This is a genomic window from Yersinia alsatica (genome assembly GCF_025133195.1).
In the GTDB taxonomy this organism is placed as follows: domain Bacteria; phylum Pseudomonadota; class Gammaproteobacteria; order Enterobacterales; family Enterobacteriaceae; genus Yersinia; species Yersinia alsatica.
In genome coordinates this window covers 3,255,077-3,277,010 of sequence record NZ_CP104006.1, presented here as the reverse complement: position 1 = coordinate 3,277,010, position 21,934 = coordinate 3,255,077, and the positions used below count along the sequence as shown (strand labels likewise).

Here is a 21,934-nt window from a genome sequence, read left to right as displayed (position 1 = left end):
CATAAACATTAGGTCAACCATCACCGGATAGCTCTGGTCTTATGCTATTTCAAATGGCTACAGTGCTCTTGGGGAATATATAAATACCCCATCAGATTTAAACTCTAAGGAGCATTACCATGAAAAAATCTCTGTTAATGACCAGCACAGCAATCTTATTTGTTGTCGGTACCGGATTTTCCTCAATGACTTATGCTTGCAGTGGCCCGCACTCCCACTACGGTGATATTTGTGAAAAAACTTGTAGCCCTCTTTCACAGCCTTGGAAAACACTTTGCTATTTTGGTAGCACCCAGCAAAAGACACCACCGACAGGCCAGGCTACCTCCGCGATGGGAACTTTAACGCCAGCTATGGGAATATTAACACCCGCAAATATGCCGGTACTTTTCTCAGGAGAGGAACAGTAGGGAATATCGGTTAGCGATATTAGGATGTTCTTTAAAGATAAATGCCGCAGGCTTTTCCCCGCGGCATCTTTTTGTTATTGAAGCGGGGCGGTAATCACCAATCAATACCTTGCTGAGCTTTAATTCCAGCATCAAAGGCATGTTTGACCGGACGCAATTCACTGACTGTATCTGCCATTTCCAACAAGTCTCGATGGCAACCACGACCGGTAATGATGACAGTTTGATGGGCAGGGCGCTGTTTTAGTGCATTCACAACTTCATCCAGTGGTAGATAGTCATAAGCCACCATATAAGTCAGCTCATCCAGTACCACTAAGTCCAGCGATGGGTCAGCTAACATACGCAGCGCGTGTTGCCAAACCCCCTGACAGGCGGCGGTATCCGTTTCTCTATTCTGTGTATTCCAGGTAAACCCGGTTGCCATCACCTGAAACTCAACCCCATGTTGTTGCAGTAGATTTTTCTCACCGTTTGGCCACTCGCCTTTTATAAACTGTATGACTCCAGCTTTTAAACCATGACCAACCGCCCGCGTTACCGTACCAAATGCGGCAGTTGTTTTGCCTTTACCATTGCCGGTAAAAACAATCAAAATACCGCGAATTTCCTGCGCGGCGGCAACCCGAGATTCAACTTTTTCTTTTATTTTCTGTTGGCGCTGTTGGTGACGTTCTTCAGACATAAAACCTTCCTTTATTCTGCGGGGCCGGCTTTACGGCCTGGTTGTGCGTCGAAGCTAATGCCGGTCTTTCTGCGGCTATCGTCGCCCATTAAGTAGAGATACAGCGGCATAATATCTGCGGGTGTTTTTAACTTGTCAGCGTTCTCGTCAGGGAAAGCGCTTGCACGCATCTGAGTACGGGTTCCACCGGGATTAATGCAATTAACGCGCAGATTACTGTGTTTATATTCCTCCGCTAGCACTTGCATCATGCCTTCAGTGGCGAATTTTGATACGGCGTAAGCTCCCCATTCAGCGCGCCCTTGGCGGCCGACACTGGAACTGGTAAACACCAGAGAGGCGCTGGGAGATTTAAGCAGTAAGGGTAATAGTGCTTGAGTGAGCATAAAAGTTGCATTGACATTCACTTGCATGACGTCTTGCCAGACCGCAATATTTTGATCGATCATTGGGGCAACGTCACCTAATAAGCCGGCATTGTGCAGAACGCCGTCTAAATGCGATATTTGACTGCCGAGAGTCTGAGCCAATTGCTGGCAATCTTGCTGTGTTGCGTGCAAGAGATCTAATACCAAAACCAAGGCTGGATGGCCTCCTGCTGCGGCAATCTGCTGTTGCACGGCAACTAATTTGCTTTCTGTTCTGCCCACCAGAATCAAATGGGCGCCAAAGCGTGCGTAAGTCAGCGCCGCTTCGCGACCAATGCCGTCGCCTGCTCCCGTGATGAGAATAGTACGATTATCGAGCAGATCATCTTTAGGTTGGTAATGCATAATTATTCCTCTTCCTGGCGGCGGGTCTTTGACTTTCGTGTGCCGCGATATCTCTTACATTCTTATATTTAAGCGAAACCAATGCAATTTTTCATTTGCGCAAGACGGCGGCCGATGGGTTCGCTAGAATGCAGGTATCTCTTTAATAGCAGATGAATAAAGGCGGTATTTGTGGAGTTATTTTCGCTGTACGGACTGTTTCTCGCTAAGGTGGTGACCATTGTGGTCGCGATTGGTGCGGTAGTATTACTGATTGTCAGCCAGGGAATGAGAAAACAAGGGCAACGGGGAGAGCTTAATCTGGTTGACCTGGGTGAGCAATATAAGGAAATGCAGCGTGAAATGCGGCTGGCGCGCATGAGTCATGCTGAACAAAAAGCCTGGAGCAAAGAATTTAAAAAGCAGCAAAAATCCGATCAAAAACTGAAGAAACAGCGTGCTAAAGCAGGCGCGGTGGCGACAGGAAAGCCCTGCTTATATGTCATTGATTTCAAAGGCAGCATTGATGCACATGAAGTGACATCATTGCGCGAAGAAATTTCGGCGGTACTCGCGGTTGCCACAGCACAAGATGAAGTGTTACTTCGGCTCGAAAGCCCGGGGGGCGTGGTTCATGGCTATGGTCTGGCCGCTTCCCAGTTAGAGCGTTTGCGCCACAAAGGCATCCGTCTGACGGTGGCGGTAGATAAAGTGGCTGCCAGCGGGGGTTATATGATGGCCTGCGTAGCTGACCGCATTATTAGCGCGCCTTTTGCTATTATCGGCTCTATCGGTGTGGTTGCACAGATACCTAACTTCCATCGTTTGCTGAAAAAGAATGATATTGATGTAGAGCTGCATACCGCAGGAGAGTTTAAGCGAACTCTCACGTTGTTTGGTGAAAATACTGAACAAGGTCGTGAGAAATTCCGCGAAGATCTGAATGAAACACATCTGTTATTCAAGCAGTTCGTTCAGCAGCAGCGCCCCTCTTTAGACATTGATGCTGTGGCGACCGGTGAACATTGGTTTGGGACACAAGCCAAAGAGAAAGGCTTGGTTGATGCCATTGGTACCAGTGATGATTTACTGATTGCTGAAATGGATAACCACGAAGTCATTGGTGTTCGTTATTCTCGTCGTAAACGTCTAATGGATCGTTTTACCGGTAGCGCCGCAGAAAGTGTGGATCGCTTATTATTACGCTGGTGGCAGCGTGGTGAAAAACCACTGCTATAACCTGATGTGATATGAATGTTGTAGGATAAAAGCAGGGGGCTTAGCCCCCTGTTATTTTTTGCTCAATAGCTAAAACAAGAAGCAATAAATAGAAGAGTAATCTGCCATTAATCGATTAAATGATATTTAGCAGACAAAACGTGCGCCAGATGTTTGAACATATTAAATACCGCGGTGGTTTTTGGCGTTGGTAAACCATCTGGGTCGAGGAAGTATTCGCCGCGAAATACTAATACTGAGCCTTTTTGCTCAACGTCAGTGGCCTGCATACCCTGCAGATAATCTTCATGCTGGCGAATAATCTCATTAGCCTCTGCCAACAATTTATTACGCTCAATAGGTGCGGTGTTTACAAACATTATATTTCCTCACAACAATTATATTTCCTCAGAACAAGGTAATTTCTTTCACTATTCTACTGCGGGTTAGCATTTGTTCGCAAACCGACTAAGGTTTATTCGAGTCATTGATGGTTTTGTCAGCACAATTGGATAAATTCAGATTCCGAGCTAATTAGGTTGCGTGGCGCTTTTTATCAGGTACAGTGTGGGATTTTATACTATTAGGTGGAAGGTTTTGTTGACGCCATAGGGCAAAATTTACGACTGTTGCTCTGGGCACAGGCAAAGATTTTGCGGGATAGCCTGGTCTGTTTCGGATGACTCTTTTATGGCTCCGATCAAAAAAACAGGTTGATCTCCTGAAAAAGTACCGCAATATAAAAAAGAGATTCAGAATGCCGCGGTACGGCAAGATAAAAACCTTCTTTTAGAAGAAATAATTTAGGTAAAGGTAATTATGGGTAAAGCTCTCGTAATAGTTGAGTCCCCGGCAAAAGCCAAAACTATTAATAAATATTTAGGGAATGACTACGTGGTTAAGTCCAGTGTCGGTCACATTCGTGATTTGCCGACCAGTGGCTCAGCCAGTAAGAAGAGCGCTAACTCAACTGAAGATAAAGCCAAGAAAGCTGACAAGCCCAAAACTAAAGTAAAGAAAGACGAAAAGGTTGCCTTAGTTAACCGTATGGGCGTCGATCCTTATCATGGCTGGAAAGCGCAGTATGAAATTTTGCCCGGCAAAGAGAAAGTGGTTGCCGAGCTGAAAGCATTAGCTGAAAACGCTGACCACATCTATCTCGCAACCGACCTTGACCGCGAAGGAGAGGCTATTGCCTGGCATTTGCGGGAAGTGATTGGTGGTGACGATAAGCGTTTCAGCCGTGTGGTATTTAACGAAATCACTAAGAACGCCATCCAACAGGCGTTTAATCAACCTGGTGAATTAAATATCAACCGGGTTAATGCCCAACAAGCCCGTCGCTTTATGGACCGGGTAGTGGGTTATATGGTTTCGCCACTGCTGTGGAAAAAGATTGCCCGTGGCCTGTCAGCAGGGCGCGTACAGTCGGTTGCGGTGCGTCTGGTGGTGGAACGCGAACGTGACATCAAAGCATTCGTTCCTGAAGAGTATTGGGAACTGCATGCCGACTTGCTGGCAAAAGGTGAAGTTCCGATTCAAATGGAAGTCACTCATGCGCATGACAAGCCATTTAAACCGGTAAATCGCGAGCAAACTCACGCCGCGCTTAAACTGCTGGAAAATGCCCGCTATAAAGTGCTGGATCGCGAAGATAAACCGACCAGTAGCAAGCCGGGTGCACCATTTATTACTTCCACCTTGCAACAGGCTGCCAGTACCCGCCTGAGTTTTGGTGTGAAGAAAACTATGATGATGGCGCAGCGCTTGTATGAAGCGGGTCATATCACCTATATGCGTACTGACTCCACCAATTTAAGTCAAGATGCACTGACTATGGTGCGCGGTTATATTGGCGATAATTTTGGTGATAAATATCTGCCATCGGCGCCAAATCAGTACAGCAGCAAAGAAAACTCACAAGAAGCGCATGAAGCTATTCGTCCTTCTGATGTGAATGTGCTGGCTGAACAGTTAAAAGATATGGAAGCCGACGCTCAGAAGCTGTATCAGCTGATTTGGCGTCAGTTTGTAGCCTGCCAGATGACACCGGCCAAGTATGATTCTACGACACTGACTGTGCAGGCGGGCGATTTCCAACTGCGTGCTAAAGGCCGTACCTTACGGTTTGATGGTTGGACCAAGGTGATGCCGGCACTGCGTAAAGGTGATGAAGACCGCACCTTGCCAGTGATTGAAGTGGGTAGTGAGTTGGATTTACAAAAACTGATTCCAAGCCAGCACTTCACCAAGCCACCGGCACGATACAGTGAAGCATCACTGGTAAAAGAGCTGGAAAAACGCGGTATTGGCCGCCCATCCACTTATGCGTCGATTATTTCGACCATTCAGGATCGTGGCTATGTGCGGGTAGAAAACCGCCGTTTCTATGCAGAGAAAATGGGTGAAATCGTCACTGACCGTCTGGAAGAAAACTTCCGCGAGTTGATGAATTACGACTTCACCGCGCGCATGGAAAGTGGTTTGGACCAAGTCGCCAATGATCAGGCTGAGTGGAAAGCGGTGCTGGATGGTTTCTTCGCCGAATTCAGTGAGCAGCTTGAAAAAGCCGAAAAAGATCCTGAAGAGGGCGGTATGCGCCCAAATCAGATGGTGATGACCAGCATTGACTGCCCAACCTGTGGCCGTCCTATGGGGATTCGTACCGCTAGCACGGGCGTGTTCTTAGGATGCTCGGGTTATGCATTGCCGCCTAAAGAACGTTGCAAGACCACCATTAATCTGGTGCCAGAAGCTGAAATTCTGAATATCCTGGAAGGTGATGATGCGGAAACTAACGCATTACGCGCCCGCCGCCGCTGCCAGAAATGTGGCACAGCCATGGATAGTTATCTAATCGATAACCAACGTAAATTACATGTTTGCGGTAATAACCCGGCATGTGATGGTTATGAGATAGAAGAAGGCGAGTTCCGTATCAAAGGGTATGAAGGCCCAATTGTTGAGTGCGAGAAATGTGGTTCTGAAATGCACCTGAAAATGGGGCGTTTTGGTAAGTACATGGGCTGTACCAATGATGAGTGCAAAAACACCCGTAAAATCTTGCGCAGTGGTGAAGTTGCGCCACCGAAAGAAGATCCGGTCCCGTTACCAGAATTGCCATGTGAAAAGTCTGATGCCTATTTTGTATTGCGAGATGGTGCAGCAGGCGTATTCCTGGCGGCCAATACCTTCCCTAAATCGCGCGAAACCCGTGCGCCATTGGTAGAAGAGTTGGTGCGTTTCAAGGACCGTTTACCTGAAAAATTACGTTACCTGGCTGATGCGCCAGTGACGGATAAAGAGGGTAATAAAACCATGGTGCGCTTTAGCCGTAAAACCAAACAACAGTATGTTTCGTCAGAGAAAGATGGCAAAGCTACCGGTTGGTCTGCTTTCTACATCGACGGCAAATGGGTTGAAGCTAAAAAATAAGTGCTTTACTGAGCATGTGGCAGCATCTAACTTGATTGGCTGCCACTAAGCGGCAAAGTGCAGCACCGAGTTGCGCAACTGAAACCAGCCTTAATGGCTGGTTTTTTTATTGGGCTAATCTATCCAAGTGCTTTATAGTCTTGGTTAATCCGTTGATGCTATCAATCTTTAGCGGCTGTCTGCATTTATCAAAAACACAATTATTTTTAGGCTAATACTCGAAAGCTAAGGTGGTTAATAGCCCAAGTATACATAGGGACGCGAGTCAGTGATTTAGGCGAAAAAAGCCGCTAATATCGCTGAAATGTAACCTGAGAGGGTGTATACAGTTTCTGATGAAATGATATAGTGGTTATATAAAATATTTTTTTATCACCGAATGTTATTATAAGGTCAATACTGACCACTTTGGCATCATGCAGTTATGGGTTTCAGTTAATAACTTCTCGGCATACCGGGTGATACCGATATACCAAACTGTGGGTTTCCCCGCAGTGTTTAACCTAGGATGGTATAGATATGAAATTGCAGCAGCTCCGCTATATTGTTGAGGTGGTTAACCATAACCTTAACGTATCATCTACCGCTGAAGGCCTCTACACCTCGCAACCCGGGATCAGTAAACAGGTGCGAATGCTGGAAGATGAGCTGGGTATCCAGATTTTTGCCCGTAGTGGTAAACATCTTACACAGGTAACCCCCGCAGGGCTGGAAATCATCCGTATCGCCCGTGAAGTTTTATCCAAAGTTGATGCCATCAAAGCGGTCGCCGGTGAGCACACTTATCCTGATAAAGGCTCTTTGTATGTGGCGACAACCCACACTCAAGCACGTTACGCGCTGCCTAATGTGATTAAAGGCTTTATTGAACGCTACCCGCGTGTTTCCTTGCATATGCATCAAGGGTCACCAACACAAATTGCTGAAGCAGTTTCCAAGGGGAGTGCTGATTTCGCCATTGCGACAGAAGCGCTTCATCTGTACGACGACCTGATTATGCTGCCGTGCTATCACTGGAATCGTGCGGTGGTTGTGAAACCCGATCATCCTTTAGCGGGCAAAGCGCATGTCAGTATTGAAGAGCTGGCCGCCTATCCTATTGTGACCTATACCTTTGGTTTTACCGGGCGCTCTGAGCTGGATATGGCGTTTAATCGCGCCGGTCTGACACCGCGAATTGTTTTTACCGCCACTGACGCCGATGTGATTAAAACCTACGTGAGATTAGGGTTGGGGGTGGGGGTTATCGCCAGCATGGCGGTTGACCCGATTCAAGATCCTGATTTAGTGACCGTTGACGCACGAGATATCTTTACTTATAGCACCACCAAAATTGGTTTCCGTCGCAGTACCTTCCTGCGCAGTTATATGTATGATTTTATTCTGCGCTTTGCACCGCATTTAACGCGTGATGTAGTGGATAAAGCAGTGGCTCTGCGTTCGAATGATGATATTGAGGCAATGTTCAAAGACATAAAATTGCCTACGAAGTGACATAACTAATTAATGTTTTCATTCATGCTTAAACCACCTTAATTTGGGTGGTTTTCTGTTTTAATTGGTGAAAACTGAAAGATAAACCCTATTAATTTATCTATGATTTAACACGTTCTCATATAGGGAGAATTAAGTTAGACCGGTAGAAATTACGACAACAACCAATAGGGAATAGCCATAAAAATGATAATAACAGGAATTTCACCTACATATATTCAATATCCTTGTAACCAACCAAACGAATTAGATCGAGGGGAGAAAAAAGATTCATTAATTCAGTTCGATAAAGAAGATGTAAAGAATGTATCAACTGTAATCGATAAGTTCACATCAGAAAATCGTGAGCATATACAAGAAAAGTATAATTCAAGATTTCATTGGATAAATGATGGTATTGTTTTTCAGAAGCCTATAAGTAATAATTTCGGCGGAGCAGAGTATGATACGTTAGGTAAGATAATTACTCAATGTAGCGAAAACCCCGTAGTTGATAGGGTTGTTAACCAAAAAATAAAAGAGTTAAACAAACTTAATAAGTTACAATTTTACCCGCTGAATCCAAGTGCGAGTGCAATAAATTTTGCTATTGATTCTAAAAACAATTTAGTTATGCATCATACTGTTGATTATAATAGATATAATGAATGCCATCCGGATGGAACTATAAAAAATGAGTATATAGCTCATGAAGATGACAAGCCTTTTGTCAGAGTGGACTTCATTATCAAATTCACTCCGGATGGTGCAGTATTAACAAAAAATCATGATAACATTTTGCGAGTGACATTTAATGATTGTGGCCATGATTTGAATCAAATTTTTGATATGCGAAGTTTGTGGGATAAAATTTGTGAGTATCTTACAAAGTTATTTCCCTCATTCTCTCATGATCATGATATAGACAGTACAGCCCCTGAGCTAAAAAAAGACGCTGCAGCCACTGCAGAGTTATCGAGAACAAATGTAAATAAACTCGCTCACCTAACCGATAATACTCGATATCAAACATTACTCAAGGATATACATACGCGTAACAGGGATGCTATTAAAGAAGATGTGAGTTGTTTGGACAAATATCCTAAGCATATAACTGAGCCTCAGGAGCAAAAAAGTGTAGTGCAAAAAACTCTTTATTGGTTGCAATGCCTCTTCTTGGGTAAGGTTGCAGATGGCATCCCTATCTCTGGTGAAAATAAATAGGTTATTTTAGCGGGCAATAATGATTTTTATATTATTTTTTAAGCCTGGTAGAAAAATACATCGACTCTGTCTTTTAGCGGCTTTAATGATTGGAGTGAGAATAACCTCGGTAATTAAATAAGTAATGAATAGAAATATTATTAAGCATGAAATAGCTTAAATGGAGATAAGAGAAAATATGCTAGAGGCCTGCTCGTGGCTATGAGTATTAGCAAACCCAAATTGGATTAGCACCATTGTTGCCAAAATGTTAATGTTTCTTTGTGTTATATTTAATCTAGACCTCATAATTTCAAGGGAATAGCCTTGTTGAGATGAATGTTGTTTAGAGCACTTATAAGAAACAATGGAGGCGCTATGTCGTTGGATCTGCGAAAAACGAGTATGGCTAAGTTGGTCGCCCTTAACCATGAATATCACTACTACAGCTTGCCGCAATTGGCGGCAGTGCTGGGGGATATCGACCGACTACCGAAATCACTGAAAGTGTTGTTGGAAAACTTACTGCGCCATCTGGATGGTGAGCAAGTTCAGGAAGAAGACCTTAAAGCCATCGTCGACTGGCAACAAACCGGTCATGCCGATAAAGAGATTGCCTACCGTCCCGCTCGGGTATTAATGCAGGATTTTACCGGAGTACCGGCAGTCGTGGATTTGGCGGCAATGCGCGAGGCGGTTAAACGCCTGGGGGGCGACGTTGCACAGGTTAACCCATTGTCCCCAGTAGATTTGGTTATCGACCACTCCGTAACAGTTGACGAGTTTGGCGATAAAGCGGCATTTGGTGAAAACGTCCGCTTAGAAATGGAGCGCAACCACGAGCGCTATATTTTCCTGCGCTGGGGGCAAAAAGCCTTTAGCCGTTTTCGCGTCGTCCCACCGGGTACCGGGATTTGCCATCAGGTTAACCTGGAGTATCTGGGGCAAACCGTGTGGCATGAGCAGCAGGGCGGCAAGCAGGTCGCTTATCCGGATACCTTAGTGGGTACCGATTCCCACACCACTATGATTAATGGCTTGGGGATTCTGGGCTGGGGTGTCGGTGGGATTGAAGCTGAGGCGGCGATGTTGGGCCAGCCGGTCTCCATGCTTATCCCTGATGTGGTCGGTTTCAAAATGACGGGCAAAATGCGCGAAGGGATCACCGCCACTGATTTGGTGTTGACGGTCACGCAGATGCTGAGAAAGCACGGCGTAGTCGGTAAATTTGTTGAGTTTTATGGTGATGGATTGGCGGATTTGCCGCTGGCGGATCGTGCCACTATCGCCAATATGTCACCGGAGTACGGCGCAACGTGCGGCTTCTTCCCGGTGGATGATGTCACTCTGGGCTATATGCGCTTAAGTGGCCGCAGTGATGAGCAAATAGCCTTGGTTGAGGCCTACAGTAAAGCGCAAGGACTATGGCGTCATGCGGGGGATGAGCCGGTGTTTACCAGCCAGCTATCGCTGGACTTGAGCACGGTAGAGGCCAGTCTGGCTGGGCCGAAACGCCCACAAGACCGGGTCGCATTAGCTAAAGTTCCCCTCGCATTTAATGCTTTTGAACAGTTGGAAGTTAACAGTAAAAAAGACAAAGTCAGCCACGTCGCCTTCACTCTTGACGGCGAAACCCACGAGCTACAGCATGGTGCGGTCGTCATCGCCGCCATTACCTCATGTACCAATACATCGAACCCTAGCGTGTTGATGGCTGCGGGGCTGTTAGCGAAAAAAGCCTCAGAAAAAGGCCTGAAAACCAAACCTTGGGTGAAAACTTCGCTGGCTCCCGGCTCTAAAGTGGTCACTGAATATCTCAATTCGGCGGGCTTAACCCCCTATCTTGACCGTTTAGGCTTCAATCTGGTGGGGTACGGCTGTACGACCTGTATAGGTAACTCTGGCCCATTACCGGACTCAATAGAAAAAGCCATCAAAGAAGGGGACTTAACGGTGGGAGCGGTGCTCTCCGGTAACCGCAACTTTGAAGGGCGCATCCATCCATTAGTCAAAACTAACTGGTTGGCATCACCGCCGCTGGTGGTGGCTTATGCCCTGGCTGGGAATATGAATGTCAATCTGGCCCAAGACCCGCTGGGTAATGACCCTGATGGCCATCCTGTTTATCTAAAAGATATCTGGCCAACCGGGCTCGAGATTGCCAAAGCGGTTGAAGAAGTTAAAACCGATATGTTCCGCAAGGAATATGCCGCAGTGTTTGATGGTGATGAAGATTGGCAAGCCATTCAGGTGGAGAGCACACCGACCTATGACTGGCAGAGCGATTCTACTTATATCCGTTTGCCACCTTTCTTTAGTGATATGAAAGCCTTACCTGAGCCAGTTCAGGATATTCACCATGCCCGTATTCTGGCAATTTTGGCCGACTCAGTGACCACCGACCATATTTCACCCGCCGGTAATATCAAACTGGACAGCCCGGCTGGCCGCTATTTGCGCGATCGCGGGGTAGAAATTAAGGAGTTCAACTCTTACGGTTCCCGCCGTGGTAACCATGAAGTTATGATGCGCGGCACTTTTGCTAATATTCGCATTCGTAACGAAATGGTGCCCGGAGTTGAAGGGGGCATCACTCGACATATTCCATCGCAAAATGAAATGCCTATTTATGATGCGGCGATGCGTTATCAGCAGGAAAATGTGCCATTGGCGGTGATTGCCGGTAAAGAGTATGGTTCCGGTTCCAGCCGCGACTGGGCCGCAAAAGGGCCACGATTATTAGGGGTAAGAGTGGTGATTGCTGAATCATTCGAACGTATTCATCGCTCAAATTTAATCGGCATGGGGATTCTGCCTCTGGAGTTTCCAGCGGGCGTAGACCGCAAAACGTTAGGTTTGACCGGCGATGAAGCGATAAGCGTCAGTGGCTTACAGCGTTTGGCCCCGGGGCAGACTGTGGCAGTGATAATAACCTATGCTGACGGACGCCAACAAACGGTCAATACTCGCTGCCGTATAGATACAGGTAATGAATTGGTTTACTTCGAAAACGGCGGCATTTTGCATTATGTGATCCGCAAAATGTTGTAATAGCCACAGTGATGAGTGACAGTGTCACTTTTTAACGAATAGATATGTAGTAAATAAAAAGGGTGGCGATAAAGCCACCCTAATACTGTCTGGAAATTGTCTTTCCTAAACCCCGAGAGTAGTGGGCTACTTAGTCAATAAATGACCCATTTTAGCGGCTTTGGTCGCCATATAATGCTCATTCTTCGGGTTCTGGCCAACAATCAGCGGAACACGTTCGACGATGTTGATCCCGGCCTGTGACAGGATCTCAACCTTTTTCGGGTTGTTGGTCAGCAAGCGCACGGCTTTGACACCGAGTAATTTGTACATATCAGAACACAGGGTAAAATCGCGCTCATCAGCAGCAAAACCGAGTTGGTGATTGGCTTCAACGGTATCGGCCCCAAGATCCTGCAAAGCATAGGCTCGAATCTTATTCAGCAAACCAATATTACGGCCTTCCTGACGATGGTATATCAGCACACCACGGCCTTCTTCAGCAATGTGTGCCAGCGCGGCTTCTAACTGAAAACCGCAATCACAACGCAGACTAAATAAAGCGTCACCCGTCAGGCACTCGGAATGAACGCGGGATAGCACTGGCTCTTCTCCGCTGATATCACCAAATATTAAGGCCAGATGGTCATGACCTGTGGCCAGTTCTTCAAAACCGACCATCAGAAAATCACCCCAAGGAGTAGGTAATTTGGCTTCTGCTACACGTTTTAGCTGCATCTTGCTGTTCATATTATAACTTCAGACCCTTAGGAAGGTTGTTGCACATCCTACCGTGAATGCCCGTTATACCCTCTATATTGGGGTATAAGGTTAAATAAAAAGTTTCTCTGCGATCATTATTAGCTATATTGCCATAACTTTTGACTCACTGCTGTTCAACAAAGCAGCAAGAAGGTAAGAGTGAATGTCTGGCTGGGATTTATTTCGGCAATGACAAAAATTTATTTATGTTATCAATGGATAGCGTAATTGATGTGTAATGGCTATAACTGCAATTAGTGTAATCACCATGGATAATCTGTTGTGGATATCGCCAGAAAGAAAGGACCTCAGATGTGGAATATAGCAAAACGAATCACTGTGGGAGCACTTATTTTGCTGCTGCCAACCTTTGCTATCTGGCTTTCCGGCTGGCAGTGGCAACCCGGTAACAATGTTGGCTGGCTAAAAGGCCTTTTTTGGCTGACCGAAACAGTCACCGCCCCTTGGGGGATCATTACCAGCGTATTGCTAAGCGGCTGGTTCTTATGGTGTCTGCGCTTTCGAATCAAACCTGCGGTGGGGTTGTTGGTGATTCTGAGTATGGCGATTGTGCTGGGGCAAGGCCTCAAATCGTTGATCAAAGAACATGTGCAGGAGCCACGGCCATTCGTGGTGTGGCTTGAAGCTGAGCATCATATTGATAATCGGTTTTTCTATTCGTTACCGCGCGCTGAGCGTAGCGAGTTAGTGAAGCAGCAACTACAAAACCAATCTATTATTCCGCCGTGGTTGAGTAACCATTGGCAATTTGAAACCGGTTTTGCCTTTCCGTCCGGACACACGGTTTTTGCTGCCAGCTGGGCATTATTGGCGGTGGGATTATTATGGCCACGGCGGCACTATAAAACGGTAATTTTGCTGATGTTATGGGCGCAAGGTGTCATGATGAGCCGCCTGGTGTTAGGAATGCATTGGCCGCGGGATCTGATGGCAGCAACCCTTATTAGTGCTTTATTAGTCGCGATTGTATGCAGTTTGGTACAGCGTTGGTTTGGCCCATTAACCATTGTGCCGCAAGAACAGCAGGAAATCGAAAACCGTGAGCATGGGGAAAATTAAGCGATTAGTTATTATTCTCAGTTAAGTTGCTTAAAATAATGCCTATTGAGCACCGCTTCGGCGCTTTATCTTGGTGCAGGGTTTCTTTGCTGGGTGAGGAAGTGCTAATTTAATAAGTAAGGACGCCACATTTTTGGCATAATTCATCAGGTTGATTCGGCCTTTAGGAAAAAACGTGAAATATTTGCTGATTTTTTTGTTAGTGCTGGTGATTTTCGTGATTTCAGTCACGCTAGGGGCAAATAACGATCAGGTCGTTACCTTTAATTATCTATTGGCTCAGGGCGAATATCGGGTATCGACGTTATTGGCAACGCTTTTTGCGGCAGGCTTGGTGCTGGGATGGGTTATTTGCGGGCTTTTTTATCTGCGGGTTCGAATTTTATTGGGTCGCGCAGAGCGGAAAATTAAACGTCTTGAAGCACAGCTTGCACCGTCAACTGAACCCAGTGTTACTGCATCCGCACCTGCTGTCAGCAAGGAATAATTTTCTATGTTAGAAATGCTGTTTCTGCTGTTACCGGTCGCTGCCGCCTATGGTTGGTATATGGGGCGTAGAAGTGCTCAGCAGGATAAGCAGCAGGATGCTAACCGCCTGTCTCGTGAATATGTGGCCGGGGTTAACTTCCTTCTCTCCAATCAGCAGGACAAAGCGGTTGATCTGTTTCTTGAAATGCTAAAAGAAGACAGTTCAGCCGTTGAAGCACATCTGACGTTAGGCAATTTGTTCCGCTCCCGTGGTGAAGTTGACCGCGCTATCCGCATCCATCAGGCCTTGATGGAAAGCGCTTCATTGACATTTGAACAGCGGTTACTGGCGATTCAGCAACTGGGCCGTGATTATATGGCGGCGGGTTTATATGATCGTGCAGAAGATATGTTCAACCAATTGGTTGAGGAACAAGATTTCCGACTGGGTGCATTGCAGCAATTATTAATCATTTATCAGGCCACCAGTGACTGGAACAATGCCATCGAAGTGGCTGAAAAACTGGTCAAAATGGGTAAAGATAACCAGCGATTGGAAATTGCCCATTTTTATTGCGAACTCGCGCTGCAAGCTATGGGGAGTGATGATCTGGATAAGGCCATGGGGTTGCTGAAAAAAGCCGCCTCTGCTGATAAACAGTGCGCCAGAGTTTCTATCATGCAAGGCCGGTTATATCTCGCCAAAGGTGAATATGCTAAGGGCGTTGAAGCTCTGGAGCGGGTGCTGGAGCAAGATAAAGAAATTGTAAGTGAAGCATTACCCATGCTGAGTGAGTGTTATCAGCATCTACAACAACCCGAGGCTTGGGCTAATTTCCTGAAGCGCTGTGTTGAAGATAATACCGGTGCTACGGCCGAGTTGATGCTGGCGGAAATTCTTGAGCAGCATGAAGGCCGTGATGTGGCGCAAACCTATATTAACCGCCAGTTGCAACGTCATCCAACTATGCGTGTTTTCTATCGTTTGATGGATTATCACTTGGCTGATGCAGAGGAAGGGCGCGCGAAAGAGAGCTTGCTGTTGCTACGTGACATGGTTGGGGAGCAAATCCGCACCAAACCGCGTTACCGCTGCCACAAGTGTGGTTTTACCGCACATTCCCTCTACTGGCATTGCCCATCTTGCCGGGCCTGGGCGTCGGTTAAACCGATCAGAGGATTGGATGGGCAGTAATGGCTGCTGGGAGCAAAGCGTCATCGGGTGAAGTGAATCACCCGATTGGAGTAGATAAGGAAATTAGGCGCTATTTTTTCTTCTGCGGCGCTTTCAATAATTGCCGCAGTTTCTTCAATTCTTTCTGGCTTAACGGCTGTTCTGAAATCTCTTCGACACCTTGGTTATCAATCTCACTGTGATGTAATTTGGCATCTTTACGGCCGCCCTTACTATTTTTAACATCAACTTCAAAGCTTTTTTCTAATCTTTCGCAGACTTCGGTACTGAGAGAAAACTGTTTTTCTAAGGCGGCTGCTTTGATTTTCTCTTTTAATTCCAGAGGGATTTTAATGGTTAAGGTAGATATTTCGCTCATCATATAACCTTCAACTTAGGGGAAAATACCAAGCTAAGCGAGGGAAGGTGAACTGTCTAGGGGATAACACAACTGTCACAAAAAATTCACATTAGAATGTGCAAAAAGAGCGCCAAAGCGCTCTTTTATGCTGCGACACAGACTTAACCTGAGGGGAAACCGACTTAGCGATAAATAACCGCGGTGCCGTGTAGCTTGTTATTCCCCCCAGCAGAAGTAATAAGGAAAGATTTAGCCCCCGCCGCTGCAGCTTTCTCTGCCAGTATATTTTCCAAATCAGTCAGAGTGCTGGCATTACTGGCAGTAATAACGCCAATTTCATTCAGTCCAGTTGATGGAGTATGCTGGATTTGTGTTGCAGCAACACTGGCAAATGAGGCTAAAGAGAGCACTAATGCCGGGGCGATGTATTTGATGCTTTTCATGTGAAACTCCAATTTTTTGTTTATTATTTGATTAAATAAAGTTTATTTAAATCATTAGTAGACAGTCAATGTCTTGCGATGGAGTGAATGATATAGCATTGCTGTTGAATGAAAATCACAAACAGTTGACTGTTTTAATCAAATATTTTGATTGATAATTTACGCTTCTTGAAACTATTTTACTTAATGGTGGGTATGGAGGCGGCGTATTATTGACGCAAACTGACTCTCACCATCAATTCATGTTGAACAAAGGGTAAACACCGCGCGGGCTGATAGCTGTAATTTCAGTGAGGTACCCTGTAGAATGTCAGCGTTATCATGACTAACTGACTGAAAAAGGCTTAAAAATGACGTCTGCAACTAACACTAATAACAGTGGCTCAATATCTTCTCCGATCGTTGTTGCTCTGGATTATGCCAATAAAGACGCGGCGTTAGCCTTTGCGGATCGTGTTAATCCGCAAGATTGCCGGTTAAAAGTGGGCAAAGAGATGTTTACCTTATATGGCCCACAGTTTGTCCGTGACTTGCAACAGCGCGGCTTTGAAATCTTCCTCGACCTGAAATTTCACGATATTCCTAATACCACGGCCCATGCTGTTGCCGCCGCCGCCGATCTCGGCGTATGGATGGTGAATGTTCATGCCAGTGGCGGTGCCCGGATGATGACCGCGGCAAAAGAGGCTTTATTGCCTTTTGGACCACAAGCACCATTACTGATTGCTGTGACGGTATTAACCAGTATGGACAGTGAAGATTTACGTGATATCGGCATTACTATCAGCCCTGCGGAACATGCGGAGCGGCTGGCGAAATTGACCTGGGATTGCGGCTTGGATGGTGTGGTGTGTTCTGCCCATGAAGCGGTGCGTTTGAAACAAGTCTGTGGTACCGATTTTAAATTGGTGACGCCGGGTATTCGCCCACAGGGCAGTGATGCCGGTGATCAGCGCCGGATTATGACGCCAGAGCAGGCCGTCGCGGTTGGTGTCGATTATATGGTAATAGGGCGTCCGATCACCTTATCACCAGATCCGGAGAAAACACTGAGTGAAATTCTGGCATCACTGAGTAAGGTCGCATAATGAGCAATGATAATAGCCGCCTGGTTTATTCAACAGACACTGGTCGTATCAATGAACCAGAGGTAAAACCTGAACGTCCTAAAGGTGATGGAATTGTTCGCATCCAGCGCCAAACCAGTGGCCGTAAAGGAAAGGGCGTGAGTCTGATTACCGGTATTGATGGCAGTGATGAAATGCTGGAGAAGCTCGGTGCAGAGCTGAAGAAGAAATGCGGTTGCGGCGGATCAGTAAAAGACGGCGTTATCGAAATTCAGGGCGATAAACGCGATCTGTTGAAGCAACTTTTGGAAGCCAAAGGGATGAAAGTTAAATTAGCGGGGGGTTGATATAACACGCTAATTTGTTGCTCAGAAGCGGGTGGGGTTAGGGTACCGATGGTCGTTGGCACATTTCCCACCCTTGAGCTTTGCTAGCATATTATCCACAGTCATCAGCGCCATGCATAGACCGAGTAAATGAGTGCGGCCAACAAAACACAGCGTCAAGAACGAAATATATTAGCCAAAGTTATTGGTGTTGTAGCAAGGCGGCAAACGAATGACAAATGGGTTGTAAACCGATTTGAACAACGCTTGCGTTGGCCCGAAGGGTGAGCCTTATTAGGGGCTCATAATCCGATGAGCTGACTTGTGTCAGTGATTCGGGTAAATGAGTGCGGCCAACAAAGCACAGCGTCAAGAACGAAATATATTATCCAAAGTTATTGGTGCTGTAGCAAGGCGGCAAACGAATGAATCCCGATGAGCTGACTTGTGTCAGTGATTCGGGTAAATGAGTGCGGCCAACAAAGCTACAGCGTCAAGTACGAAAGATACTATCCAAAGTTATTGGTGCTGTAGCAAGGCGGCAAACGAATGACAAATGGGTTGTAAACCGATTTGAACAACGCTTGCGTTGGCCCGAAGGGTGAGCCTTATTAAGGGCTCATAATCCGATGAGCTGACTTGTGTCAGTGATTCGGGTAAATAAGTGCGGCCAACAAAGCTACAGCGCCAAGAACGAAGGATAAACGTTATTTGCCGACCTGATGACCAATAACCCCACCAATCGCCGCCCCACCTAATGTCCCCAGCGTACTCCCTGTCAGCACGGCACCACCTACGGCACCGGCACCGGCACCAATGGCAGTATTACGGTCGCGTTTGGACATGTTAGAACATGCGGATAACGATAAGGCCAGGGTGAGGGCCAATGCAGCAGTGGCAAATCGTTTAGTGATCATCATAATAATTCTCCTGACGTTGGCTTAATACGGATAGAGCAGGAAACATTCATTCAGTCTATATATCCTAATCCATACGTATCACATTGAACTTACCTTACTAAGTATAGGCATTGAATCAATTTTAGCCGAGGTCTTCTTGTGTTAGTGTTTGGAATAAAAAACGTCTTTTTGATTTAAATTCGGGATTAATGCTAAAAACTCGTTTTGTCGCCGATATAAACCAGTATAAATGCCCGTGAATCATTTAATAGGTAAATAGTCTTAATTTGGCTGAGCCAGGGCGAAATTAAGGATTATCTGACCCTTTAACCTGTTGTCCGCACTAAACAAAGTTCCTCAGCTTGATCTGTCTATCTCTCAGACTGCATTTTCCAGCCGATCTACACGCAGTTTATAGCTATTTCCCCCATACCGGTTCTGACCCGTGGCGCTGAAAATGAGACAAATTCCGTTATTCAGGATACGACGATGCTCAACGAACTGAAGCAGCAGGTGCTAGCCGCTAATCTGGCGCTGCCGCGCCATAATCTGGTCACCTTCACTTGGGGGAATGTCAGTGCCGTCGACCGGCAAACAGGTCTGTTGGTGATTAAACCGTCGGGTGTGGAATATGACGTGATGACGATCGATGACATGGTGGTGGTCGAGTTGGAGAGCGGCAAAGTGGTGGAGGGCAGCAAGAAGCCTTCGTCTGATACTGATACCCATCGGGTGCTTTACCTTAATTTCCCTCAGATTGGCGGCATTGTGCATACCCATTCGCGCCATGCCACCATCTGGGCACAAGCTGGTTTGGATTTGCCCGCTTGGGGAACCACTCATGCGGATTATTTCTACGGCACCATTCCCTGTACCCGCCTGATGTCCGCAGAAGAGATTGCTGGCCGTTATGAATGGGAAACGGGCAATGTGATTGTCGAAACCTTCCAAGAGCGCGGGATTAAGCCGGAAGATGTGCCCGCGGTGTTAGTCAACTCACACGGGCCATTTGCTTGGGGAAGCAGTGCTGATAATGCGGTACATAACGCCGTGGTATTAGAGGAACTGGCCTATATGGGGATTTTCTCACGCCAGTTGAACCCACAATTAGCGGATATGCAGCCGCAGCTATTGGATAAGCACTATCTGCGTAAACACGGGAAAAATGCCTATTACGGGCAATAGTCTGGCTATTCTGGCGAACCCGGGCTTAGTCTTGCACGGGTTTTTCCAGCCATAGTATCGAGTCCGTGATATCCAGCATTTTGGCCTCAACCTGTGCAATCGCATCATTGACGCCTTGATTGTAATAATGAGCACCTAACTCACGGCTGATAAATTGCAATAAAAACTCCGCATCAAAATCTTCCAATTCAAAGTTATGTTCTTGTTCCATATAGCGTTGGATCTTATGCGCCATGCGCTGAGTCTGCTCGCGAGTGAAAGTAATATCTGCCATTGCTGTGACTCCGAAAATTGTTGTTTTGCTTTGCTGCCTGTTTTAGCCACGGAGGCTTATTCGCTGAGGATATCGACTTGAATTCCTTGGGCAATGAGCTGTTGCTGATAAACTGTCGGCAGGCGGTTATCCGTGATGACCCGACTAATGGACGACAGCGGAGCCAATGAGTTTTGATGTACCTGACCAAATTTTGATGCATCAGCCAGAATGATATTTTCGGCACCTTTAGCCAACACGCTGTTAATAACCTCGGCTCGCAGCATGTCACGTCCGGTAAATCCGGCATTGGGCTGGTAACCATCGATGCCGATAAACGCTTTACTAAAATGCACATGACGCAGACAGAGTTGCGTCAATGGGCCGACCATACTGTCACTTTTCTTCTGATAAATCCCGCCAAGCAAAATGACCTCGCAGGCGGAGTCTTTTAGCTGTCGGGCAATATAGCCACTCACCGTCACCAGTGTAATGCCGGGGCGCTGTGCCAGCTTATGGGCCAGCAGGGCGTTGCTACTGCCACTTTCAATAAAAATAGTTTCGCCGTCATTAACCAGCGAGGCGGCATGATTGGCCAGTTTCTGCTTGGTAGCGAAATGGCTCATCATGCGGACATCGACATCATCACTTTGCAGGGCGACAGCCGACCCATGCACGCGCTTGAGCAAGCCGCGCTTCTCTAACAGATTGAGATCCTGACGGATGGTCACTTCAGAAACCTGATTTGCCTGAGCCAATTCACTGACGCTAATGCGTTGTCGATCATTTACTAACTGTATAATTGATTGCTGTCTTAAGTTCATTGCATTCCCGCCGAGTAAATAAACTTTCGTTTGAAGTGTAATTTACTTTCGAATGAAAGATGTTTGATAAGGATCACATTATTGATTGATGGCTGGTCTATGATTGCGGCTAATGATTCTTGGTTAATCTATCCGTTTTAAATAATCCCGGAGGTTTTTATGGAGCTTTATCTCGACACAGCAGATGTGGCCGCAGTAAAACGCCTGGCGCGTGTATTGCCATTGCAGGGCGTCACCACCAATCCAAGTATTTTGGCAAAAGCGGGCAAACCTATCTGGGAAGTGTTACCTGCGCTGCGTGATGCACTGGGTGGCACCGGTAAACTTTTTGCTCAGGTGTTGGCCAGCGACAGTGAGCTGATGGTCTCTGAGGCGGTGTTGTTGTCGCAGCGAGTCCCCGGTTTAGTGATCAAAGTTCCGGCAACTGCTGAAGGTTTAGCCGCAATCAAGAAATTGAAAGCTATGTCGATTCCGACATTAGGTACCGCGGTATATGGTGCCGGGCAAGGCTTGCTATCCGCATTAGCGGGCGCTGAATATGTCGCGCCATACGTTAATCGGCTGGATGCTCAGGGCGGGGATGGCATTGCGATGGTGCGCGAGCTACAACAGCTGCTGACCTTACATGCGCCGGGCGCGAAAGTGCTGGCTGCCAGTTTCCGCACCCCACGGCAGGTGCTTGATTGCCTGCTGGCCGGTTGCCAGTCGGTGACTATCCCGGTTGATGTTGCCGAGCAGTTTATCAGCACACCGGCAGTAAAAGCGGCAGTGGAGCAGTTTGAGCATGATTGGCAGGGAGCCTTTGGTAGCGCCATTTTGAGCTAGTTTTATTGGCTATCATCACGGACTGCTATTAAGAAAACGCCCTGTTAACGATCAACAGGGC

General features: G+C 46.6%; 22 protein-coding genes. 13 read left to right on the top strand and 9 right to left on the bottom strand.

Annotated features, from left to right (window positions below):
• The first annotated feature begins 119 nt into the window (after positions 1-119).
• Complete coding sequence (locus tag N0H69_RS14610) at positions 120-410, top strand: hypothetical protein (protein ID WP_050121380.1); 291 nt, start codon at positions 120-122, stop codon at positions 408-410.
• Between the two features lie 94 nt (positions 411-504).
• On the opposite strand, the gene cobO is transcribed toward N0H69_RS14610, so the two are convergent.
• Both cobO and N0H69_RS14600 read right to left on the bottom strand, forming a co-directional pair.
• Entirely contained in the window at positions 505-1,095 is a 591-nt protein-coding gene (cobO, locus tag N0H69_RS14605) for a cob(I)yrinic acid a,c-diamide adenosyltransferase (RefSeq protein ID WP_050106897.1), read from the bottom strand.
• A gap of 11 nt (positions 1,096-1,106) precedes the next feature.
• Positions 1,107-1,868, bottom strand: a complete 762-nt coding sequence (locus tag N0H69_RS14600) for a YciK family oxidoreductase (protein ID WP_050151244.1) — start codon at positions 1,866-1,868, stop codon at positions 1,107-1,109.
• Between the two features lie 171 nt (positions 1,869-2,039).
• Between N0H69_RS14600 and sohB the strand changes: the two genes are divergently transcribed.
• Entirely contained in the window at positions 2,040-3,086 is a 1,047-nt protein-coding gene (gene sohB / locus N0H69_RS14595; RefSeq protein ID WP_050121379.1) for a protease SohB, read from the top strand.
• A 107-nt stretch (positions 3,087-3,193) separates the two neighbouring features.
• Here sohB and N0H69_RS14590 read toward each other — a convergent pair whose 3' ends face one another.
• Positions 3,194-3,445 (bottom strand): YciN family protein, encoded by a 252-nt coding sequence (locus N0H69_RS14590; protein ID WP_050106900.1) that lies wholly within the window; start codon positions 3,443-3,445, stop codon positions 3,194-3,196.
• 439 nt (positions 3,446-3,884) lie between these two features.
• Here N0H69_RS14590 and topA point away from each other — a divergent pair, with 439 nt between their 5' ends.
• The 4 genes from topA (at position 3,885) to acnA (ending at position 12,227) form a co-directional block, all read left to right on the top strand.
• Positions 3,885-6,500 (top strand): type I DNA topoisomerase, encoded by a 2,616-nt coding sequence (gene topA, locus N0H69_RS14585; RefSeq protein ID WP_050134403.1) that lies wholly within the window; start codon positions 3,885-3,887, stop codon positions 6,498-6,500.
• A 519-nt stretch (positions 6,501-7,019) separates the two neighbouring features.
• Positions 7,020-7,994: an HTH-type transcriptional regulator CysB gene (gene cysB / locus N0H69_RS14580; protein ID WP_050106902.1), complete on the top strand. Its 975-nt coding sequence runs from the start codon at positions 7,020-7,022 to the stop codon at positions 7,992-7,994.
• Between the two features lie 186 nt (positions 7,995-8,180).
• A complete protein-coding gene (locus N0H69_RS14575) occupies positions 8,181-9,197 on the top strand; it encodes a hypothetical protein (protein ID WP_050145838.1) in 1,017 nt (338 codons plus the stop codon).
• Positions 9,198-9,554: 357 nt separating this feature from the next.
• Positions 9,555-12,227 carry an aconitate hydratase AcnA gene (gene acnA / locus N0H69_RS14570; protein WP_050134406.1) on the top strand — a complete coding sequence of 891 codons (2,673 nt, stop codon included), beginning with the start codon at positions 9,555-9,557 and terminating at the stop codon, positions 12,225-12,227.
• Positions 12,228-12,353: 126 nt separating this feature from the next.
• On the opposite strand, the gene ribA is transcribed toward acnA, so the two are convergent.
• Positions 12,354-12,944, bottom strand: a complete 591-nt coding sequence (gene ribA, locus N0H69_RS14565) for a GTP cyclohydrolase II (RefSeq protein WP_050107188.1) — start codon at positions 12,942-12,944, stop codon at positions 12,354-12,356.
• A 336-nt stretch (positions 12,945-13,280) separates the two neighbouring features.
• Here ribA and pgpB point away from each other — a divergent pair, with 336 nt between their 5' ends.
• The 3 genes from pgpB to lapB all read left to right on the top strand — a co-directional run bounded on the left by pgpB (position 13,281) and on the right by lapB (position 15,711).
• Complete coding sequence (gene pgpB / locus N0H69_RS14560) at positions 13,281-14,048, top strand: phosphatidylglycerophosphatase B (RefSeq protein WP_050121375.1); 768 nt, start codon at positions 13,281-13,283, stop codon at positions 14,046-14,048.
• A gap of 175 nt (positions 14,049-14,223) precedes the next feature.
• Positions 14,224-14,535, top strand: a complete 312-nt coding sequence (locus N0H69_RS14555; RefSeq protein WP_050106906.1) for a LapA family protein — start codon at positions 14,224-14,226, stop codon at positions 14,533-14,535.
• Between the two features lie 6 nt (positions 14,536-14,541).
• Entirely contained in the window at positions 14,542-15,711 is a 1,170-nt protein-coding gene (gene lapB, locus N0H69_RS14550) for a lipopolysaccharide assembly protein LapB (protein WP_050121374.1), read from the top strand.
• A gap of 70 nt (positions 15,712-15,781) precedes the next feature.
• On the opposite strand, the gene N0H69_RS14545 is transcribed toward lapB, so the two are convergent.
• Both N0H69_RS14545 and bhsA read right to left on the bottom strand, forming a co-directional pair.
• Positions 15,782-16,069: a hypothetical protein gene (locus N0H69_RS14545; RefSeq protein ID WP_050134408.1), complete on the bottom strand. Its 288-nt coding sequence runs from the start codon at positions 16,067-16,069 to the stop codon at positions 15,782-15,784.
• A 164-nt stretch (positions 16,070-16,233) separates the two neighbouring features.
• Positions 16,234-16,494, bottom strand: a complete 261-nt coding sequence (gene bhsA, locus N0H69_RS14540) for a multiple stress resistance protein BhsA (RefSeq protein ID WP_050106909.1) — start codon at positions 16,492-16,494, stop codon at positions 16,234-16,236.
• A 350-nt stretch (positions 16,495-16,844) separates the two neighbouring features.
• Here bhsA and pyrF point away from each other — a divergent pair, with 350 nt between their 5' ends.
• Together pyrF and yciH are read left to right on the top strand one after the other, a co-directional pair.
• Positions 16,845-17,582 carry an orotidine-5'-phosphate decarboxylase gene (gene pyrF, locus N0H69_RS14535; protein ID WP_050151243.1) on the top strand — a complete coding sequence of 246 codons (738 nt, stop codon included), beginning with the start codon at positions 16,845-16,847 and terminating at the stop codon, positions 17,580-17,582.
• On the top strand, positions 17,582-17,908 hold the full coding sequence (yciH, locus tag N0H69_RS14530; RefSeq protein WP_050151242.1) for a stress response translation initiation inhibitor YciH: 327 nt from the start codon (positions 17,582-17,584) through the stop codon (positions 17,906-17,908). The genes pyrF and yciH overlap by 1 nt, the downstream gene beginning before the upstream one ends.
• A 686-nt stretch (positions 17,909-18,594) precedes the next feature.
• Here yciH and osmB read toward each other — a convergent pair.
• On the bottom strand, positions 18,595-18,807 hold the full coding sequence (osmB, locus tag N0H69_RS14525) for an osmotically-inducible lipoprotein OsmB (RefSeq protein ID WP_049648519.1): 213 nt from the start codon (positions 18,805-18,807) through the stop codon (positions 18,595-18,597).
• A gap of 468 nt (positions 18,808-19,275) precedes the next feature.
• Here osmB and araD point away from each other — a divergent pair, with 468 nt between their 5' ends.
• Entirely contained in the window at positions 19,276-19,971 is a 696-nt protein-coding gene (araD, locus tag N0H69_RS14520; protein WP_050151241.1) for an L-ribulose-5-phosphate 4-epimerase, read from the top strand.
• Positions 19,972-19,996: 25 nt separating this feature from the next.
• Here araD and N0H69_RS14515 read toward each other — a convergent pair whose 3' ends face one another.
• Together N0H69_RS14515 and N0H69_RS14510 are read right to left on the bottom strand one after the other, a co-directional pair.
• The gene (locus tag N0H69_RS14515) at positions 19,997-20,245 is read right to left on the bottom strand and encodes a DUF2164 domain-containing protein (RefSeq protein WP_050106913.1); all 249 of its coding nucleotides are present in this window, start codon (positions 20,243-20,245) and stop codon (positions 19,997-19,999) included.
• Positions 20,246-20,301: 56 nt separating this feature from the next.
• Positions 20,302-21,048: a DeoR/GlpR family DNA-binding transcription regulator gene (locus N0H69_RS14510; RefSeq protein WP_050134410.1), complete on the bottom strand. Its 747-nt coding sequence runs from the start codon at positions 21,046-21,048 to the stop codon at positions 20,302-20,304.
• Between the two features lie 159 nt (positions 21,049-21,207).
• Between N0H69_RS14510 and fsa the strand changes: the two genes are divergently transcribed.
• Complete coding sequence (fsa, locus tag N0H69_RS14505; protein WP_050101284.1) at positions 21,208-21,873, top strand: fructose-6-phosphate aldolase; 666 nt, start codon at positions 21,208-21,210, stop codon at positions 21,871-21,873.
• Positions 21,874-21,934: the final 61 nt, after the last annotated feature.

Excerpts from the sequence above, each read along its gene's own strand:
- araD (WP_050151241.1), top strand. The coding sequence starts at position 19,276 with ATGCTCAACGAACTGAAGCAGCAGGTGCTAGCCGCTAATCTGGCGCTG.
- cobO (WP_050106897.1), bottom strand. The coding sequence starts at position 1,095 with ATGTCTGAAGAACGTCACCAACAGCGCCAACAGAAAATAAAAGAAAAA.
- yciH (WP_050151242.1), top strand. The coding sequence starts at position 17,582 with ATGAGCAATGATAATAGCCGCCTGGTTTATTCAACAGACACTGGTCGT.
- pyrF (WP_050151243.1), top strand. The coding sequence starts at position 16,845 with ATGACGTCTGCAACTAACACTAATAACAGTGGCTCAATATCTTCTCCG.
- N0H69_RS14510 (WP_050134410.1), bottom strand. The coding sequence starts at position 21,048 with ATGAACTTAAGACAGCAATCAATTATACAGTTAGTAAATGATCGACAA.
- osmB (WP_049648519.1), bottom strand. The coding sequence starts at position 18,807 with ATGATGATCACTAAACGATTTGCCACTGCTGCATTGGCCCTCACCCTG.
- topA (WP_050134403.1), top strand. The coding sequence starts at position 3,885 with ATGGGTAAAGCTCTCGTAATAGTTGAGTCCCCGGCAAAAGCCAAAACT.
- N0H69_RS14575 (WP_050145838.1), top strand. The coding sequence starts at position 8,181 with ATGATAATAACAGGAATTTCACCTACATATATTCAATATCCTTGTAAC.
- N0H69_RS14590 (WP_050106900.1), bottom strand. The coding sequence starts at position 3,445 with ATGTTTGTAAACACCGCACCTATTGAGCGTAATAAATTGTTGGCAGAG.
- bhsA (WP_050106909.1), bottom strand. The coding sequence starts at position 16,494 with ATGAAAAGCATCAAATACATCGCCCCGGCATTAGTGCTCTCTTTAGCC.
- N0H69_RS14545 (WP_050134408.1), bottom strand. The coding sequence starts at position 16,069 with ATGAGCGAAATATCTACCTTAACCATTAAAATCCCTCTGGAATTAAAA.
- lapB (WP_050121374.1), top strand. The coding sequence starts at position 14,542 with ATGTTAGAAATGCTGTTTCTGCTGTTACCGGTCGCTGCCGCCTATGGT.
- pgpB (WP_050121375.1), top strand. The coding sequence starts at position 13,281 with ATGTGGAATATAGCAAAACGAATCACTGTGGGAGCACTTATTTTGCTG.
- cysB (WP_050106902.1), top strand. The coding sequence starts at position 7,020 with ATGAAATTGCAGCAGCTCCGCTATATTGTTGAGGTGGTTAACCATAAC.
- ribA (WP_050107188.1), bottom strand. The coding sequence starts at position 12,944 with ATGCAGCTAAAACGTGTAGCAGAAGCCAAATTACCTACTCCTTGGGGT.
- fsa (WP_050101284.1), top strand. The coding sequence starts at position 21,208 with ATGGAGCTTTATCTCGACACAGCAGATGTGGCCGCAGTAAAACGCCTG.
- N0H69_RS14610 (WP_050121380.1), top strand. The coding sequence starts at position 120 with ATGAAAAAATCTCTGTTAATGACCAGCACAGCAATCTTATTTGTTGTC.
- acnA (WP_050134406.1), top strand. The coding sequence starts at position 9,555 with ATGTCGTTGGATCTGCGAAAAACGAGTATGGCTAAGTTGGTCGCCCTT.
- N0H69_RS14515 (WP_050106913.1), bottom strand. The coding sequence starts at position 20,245 with ATGGCAGATATTACTTTCACTCGCGAGCAGACTCAGCGCATGGCGCAT.
- N0H69_RS14600 (WP_050151244.1), bottom strand. The coding sequence starts at position 1,868 with ATGCATTACCAACCTAAAGATGATCTGCTCGATAATCGTACTATTCTC.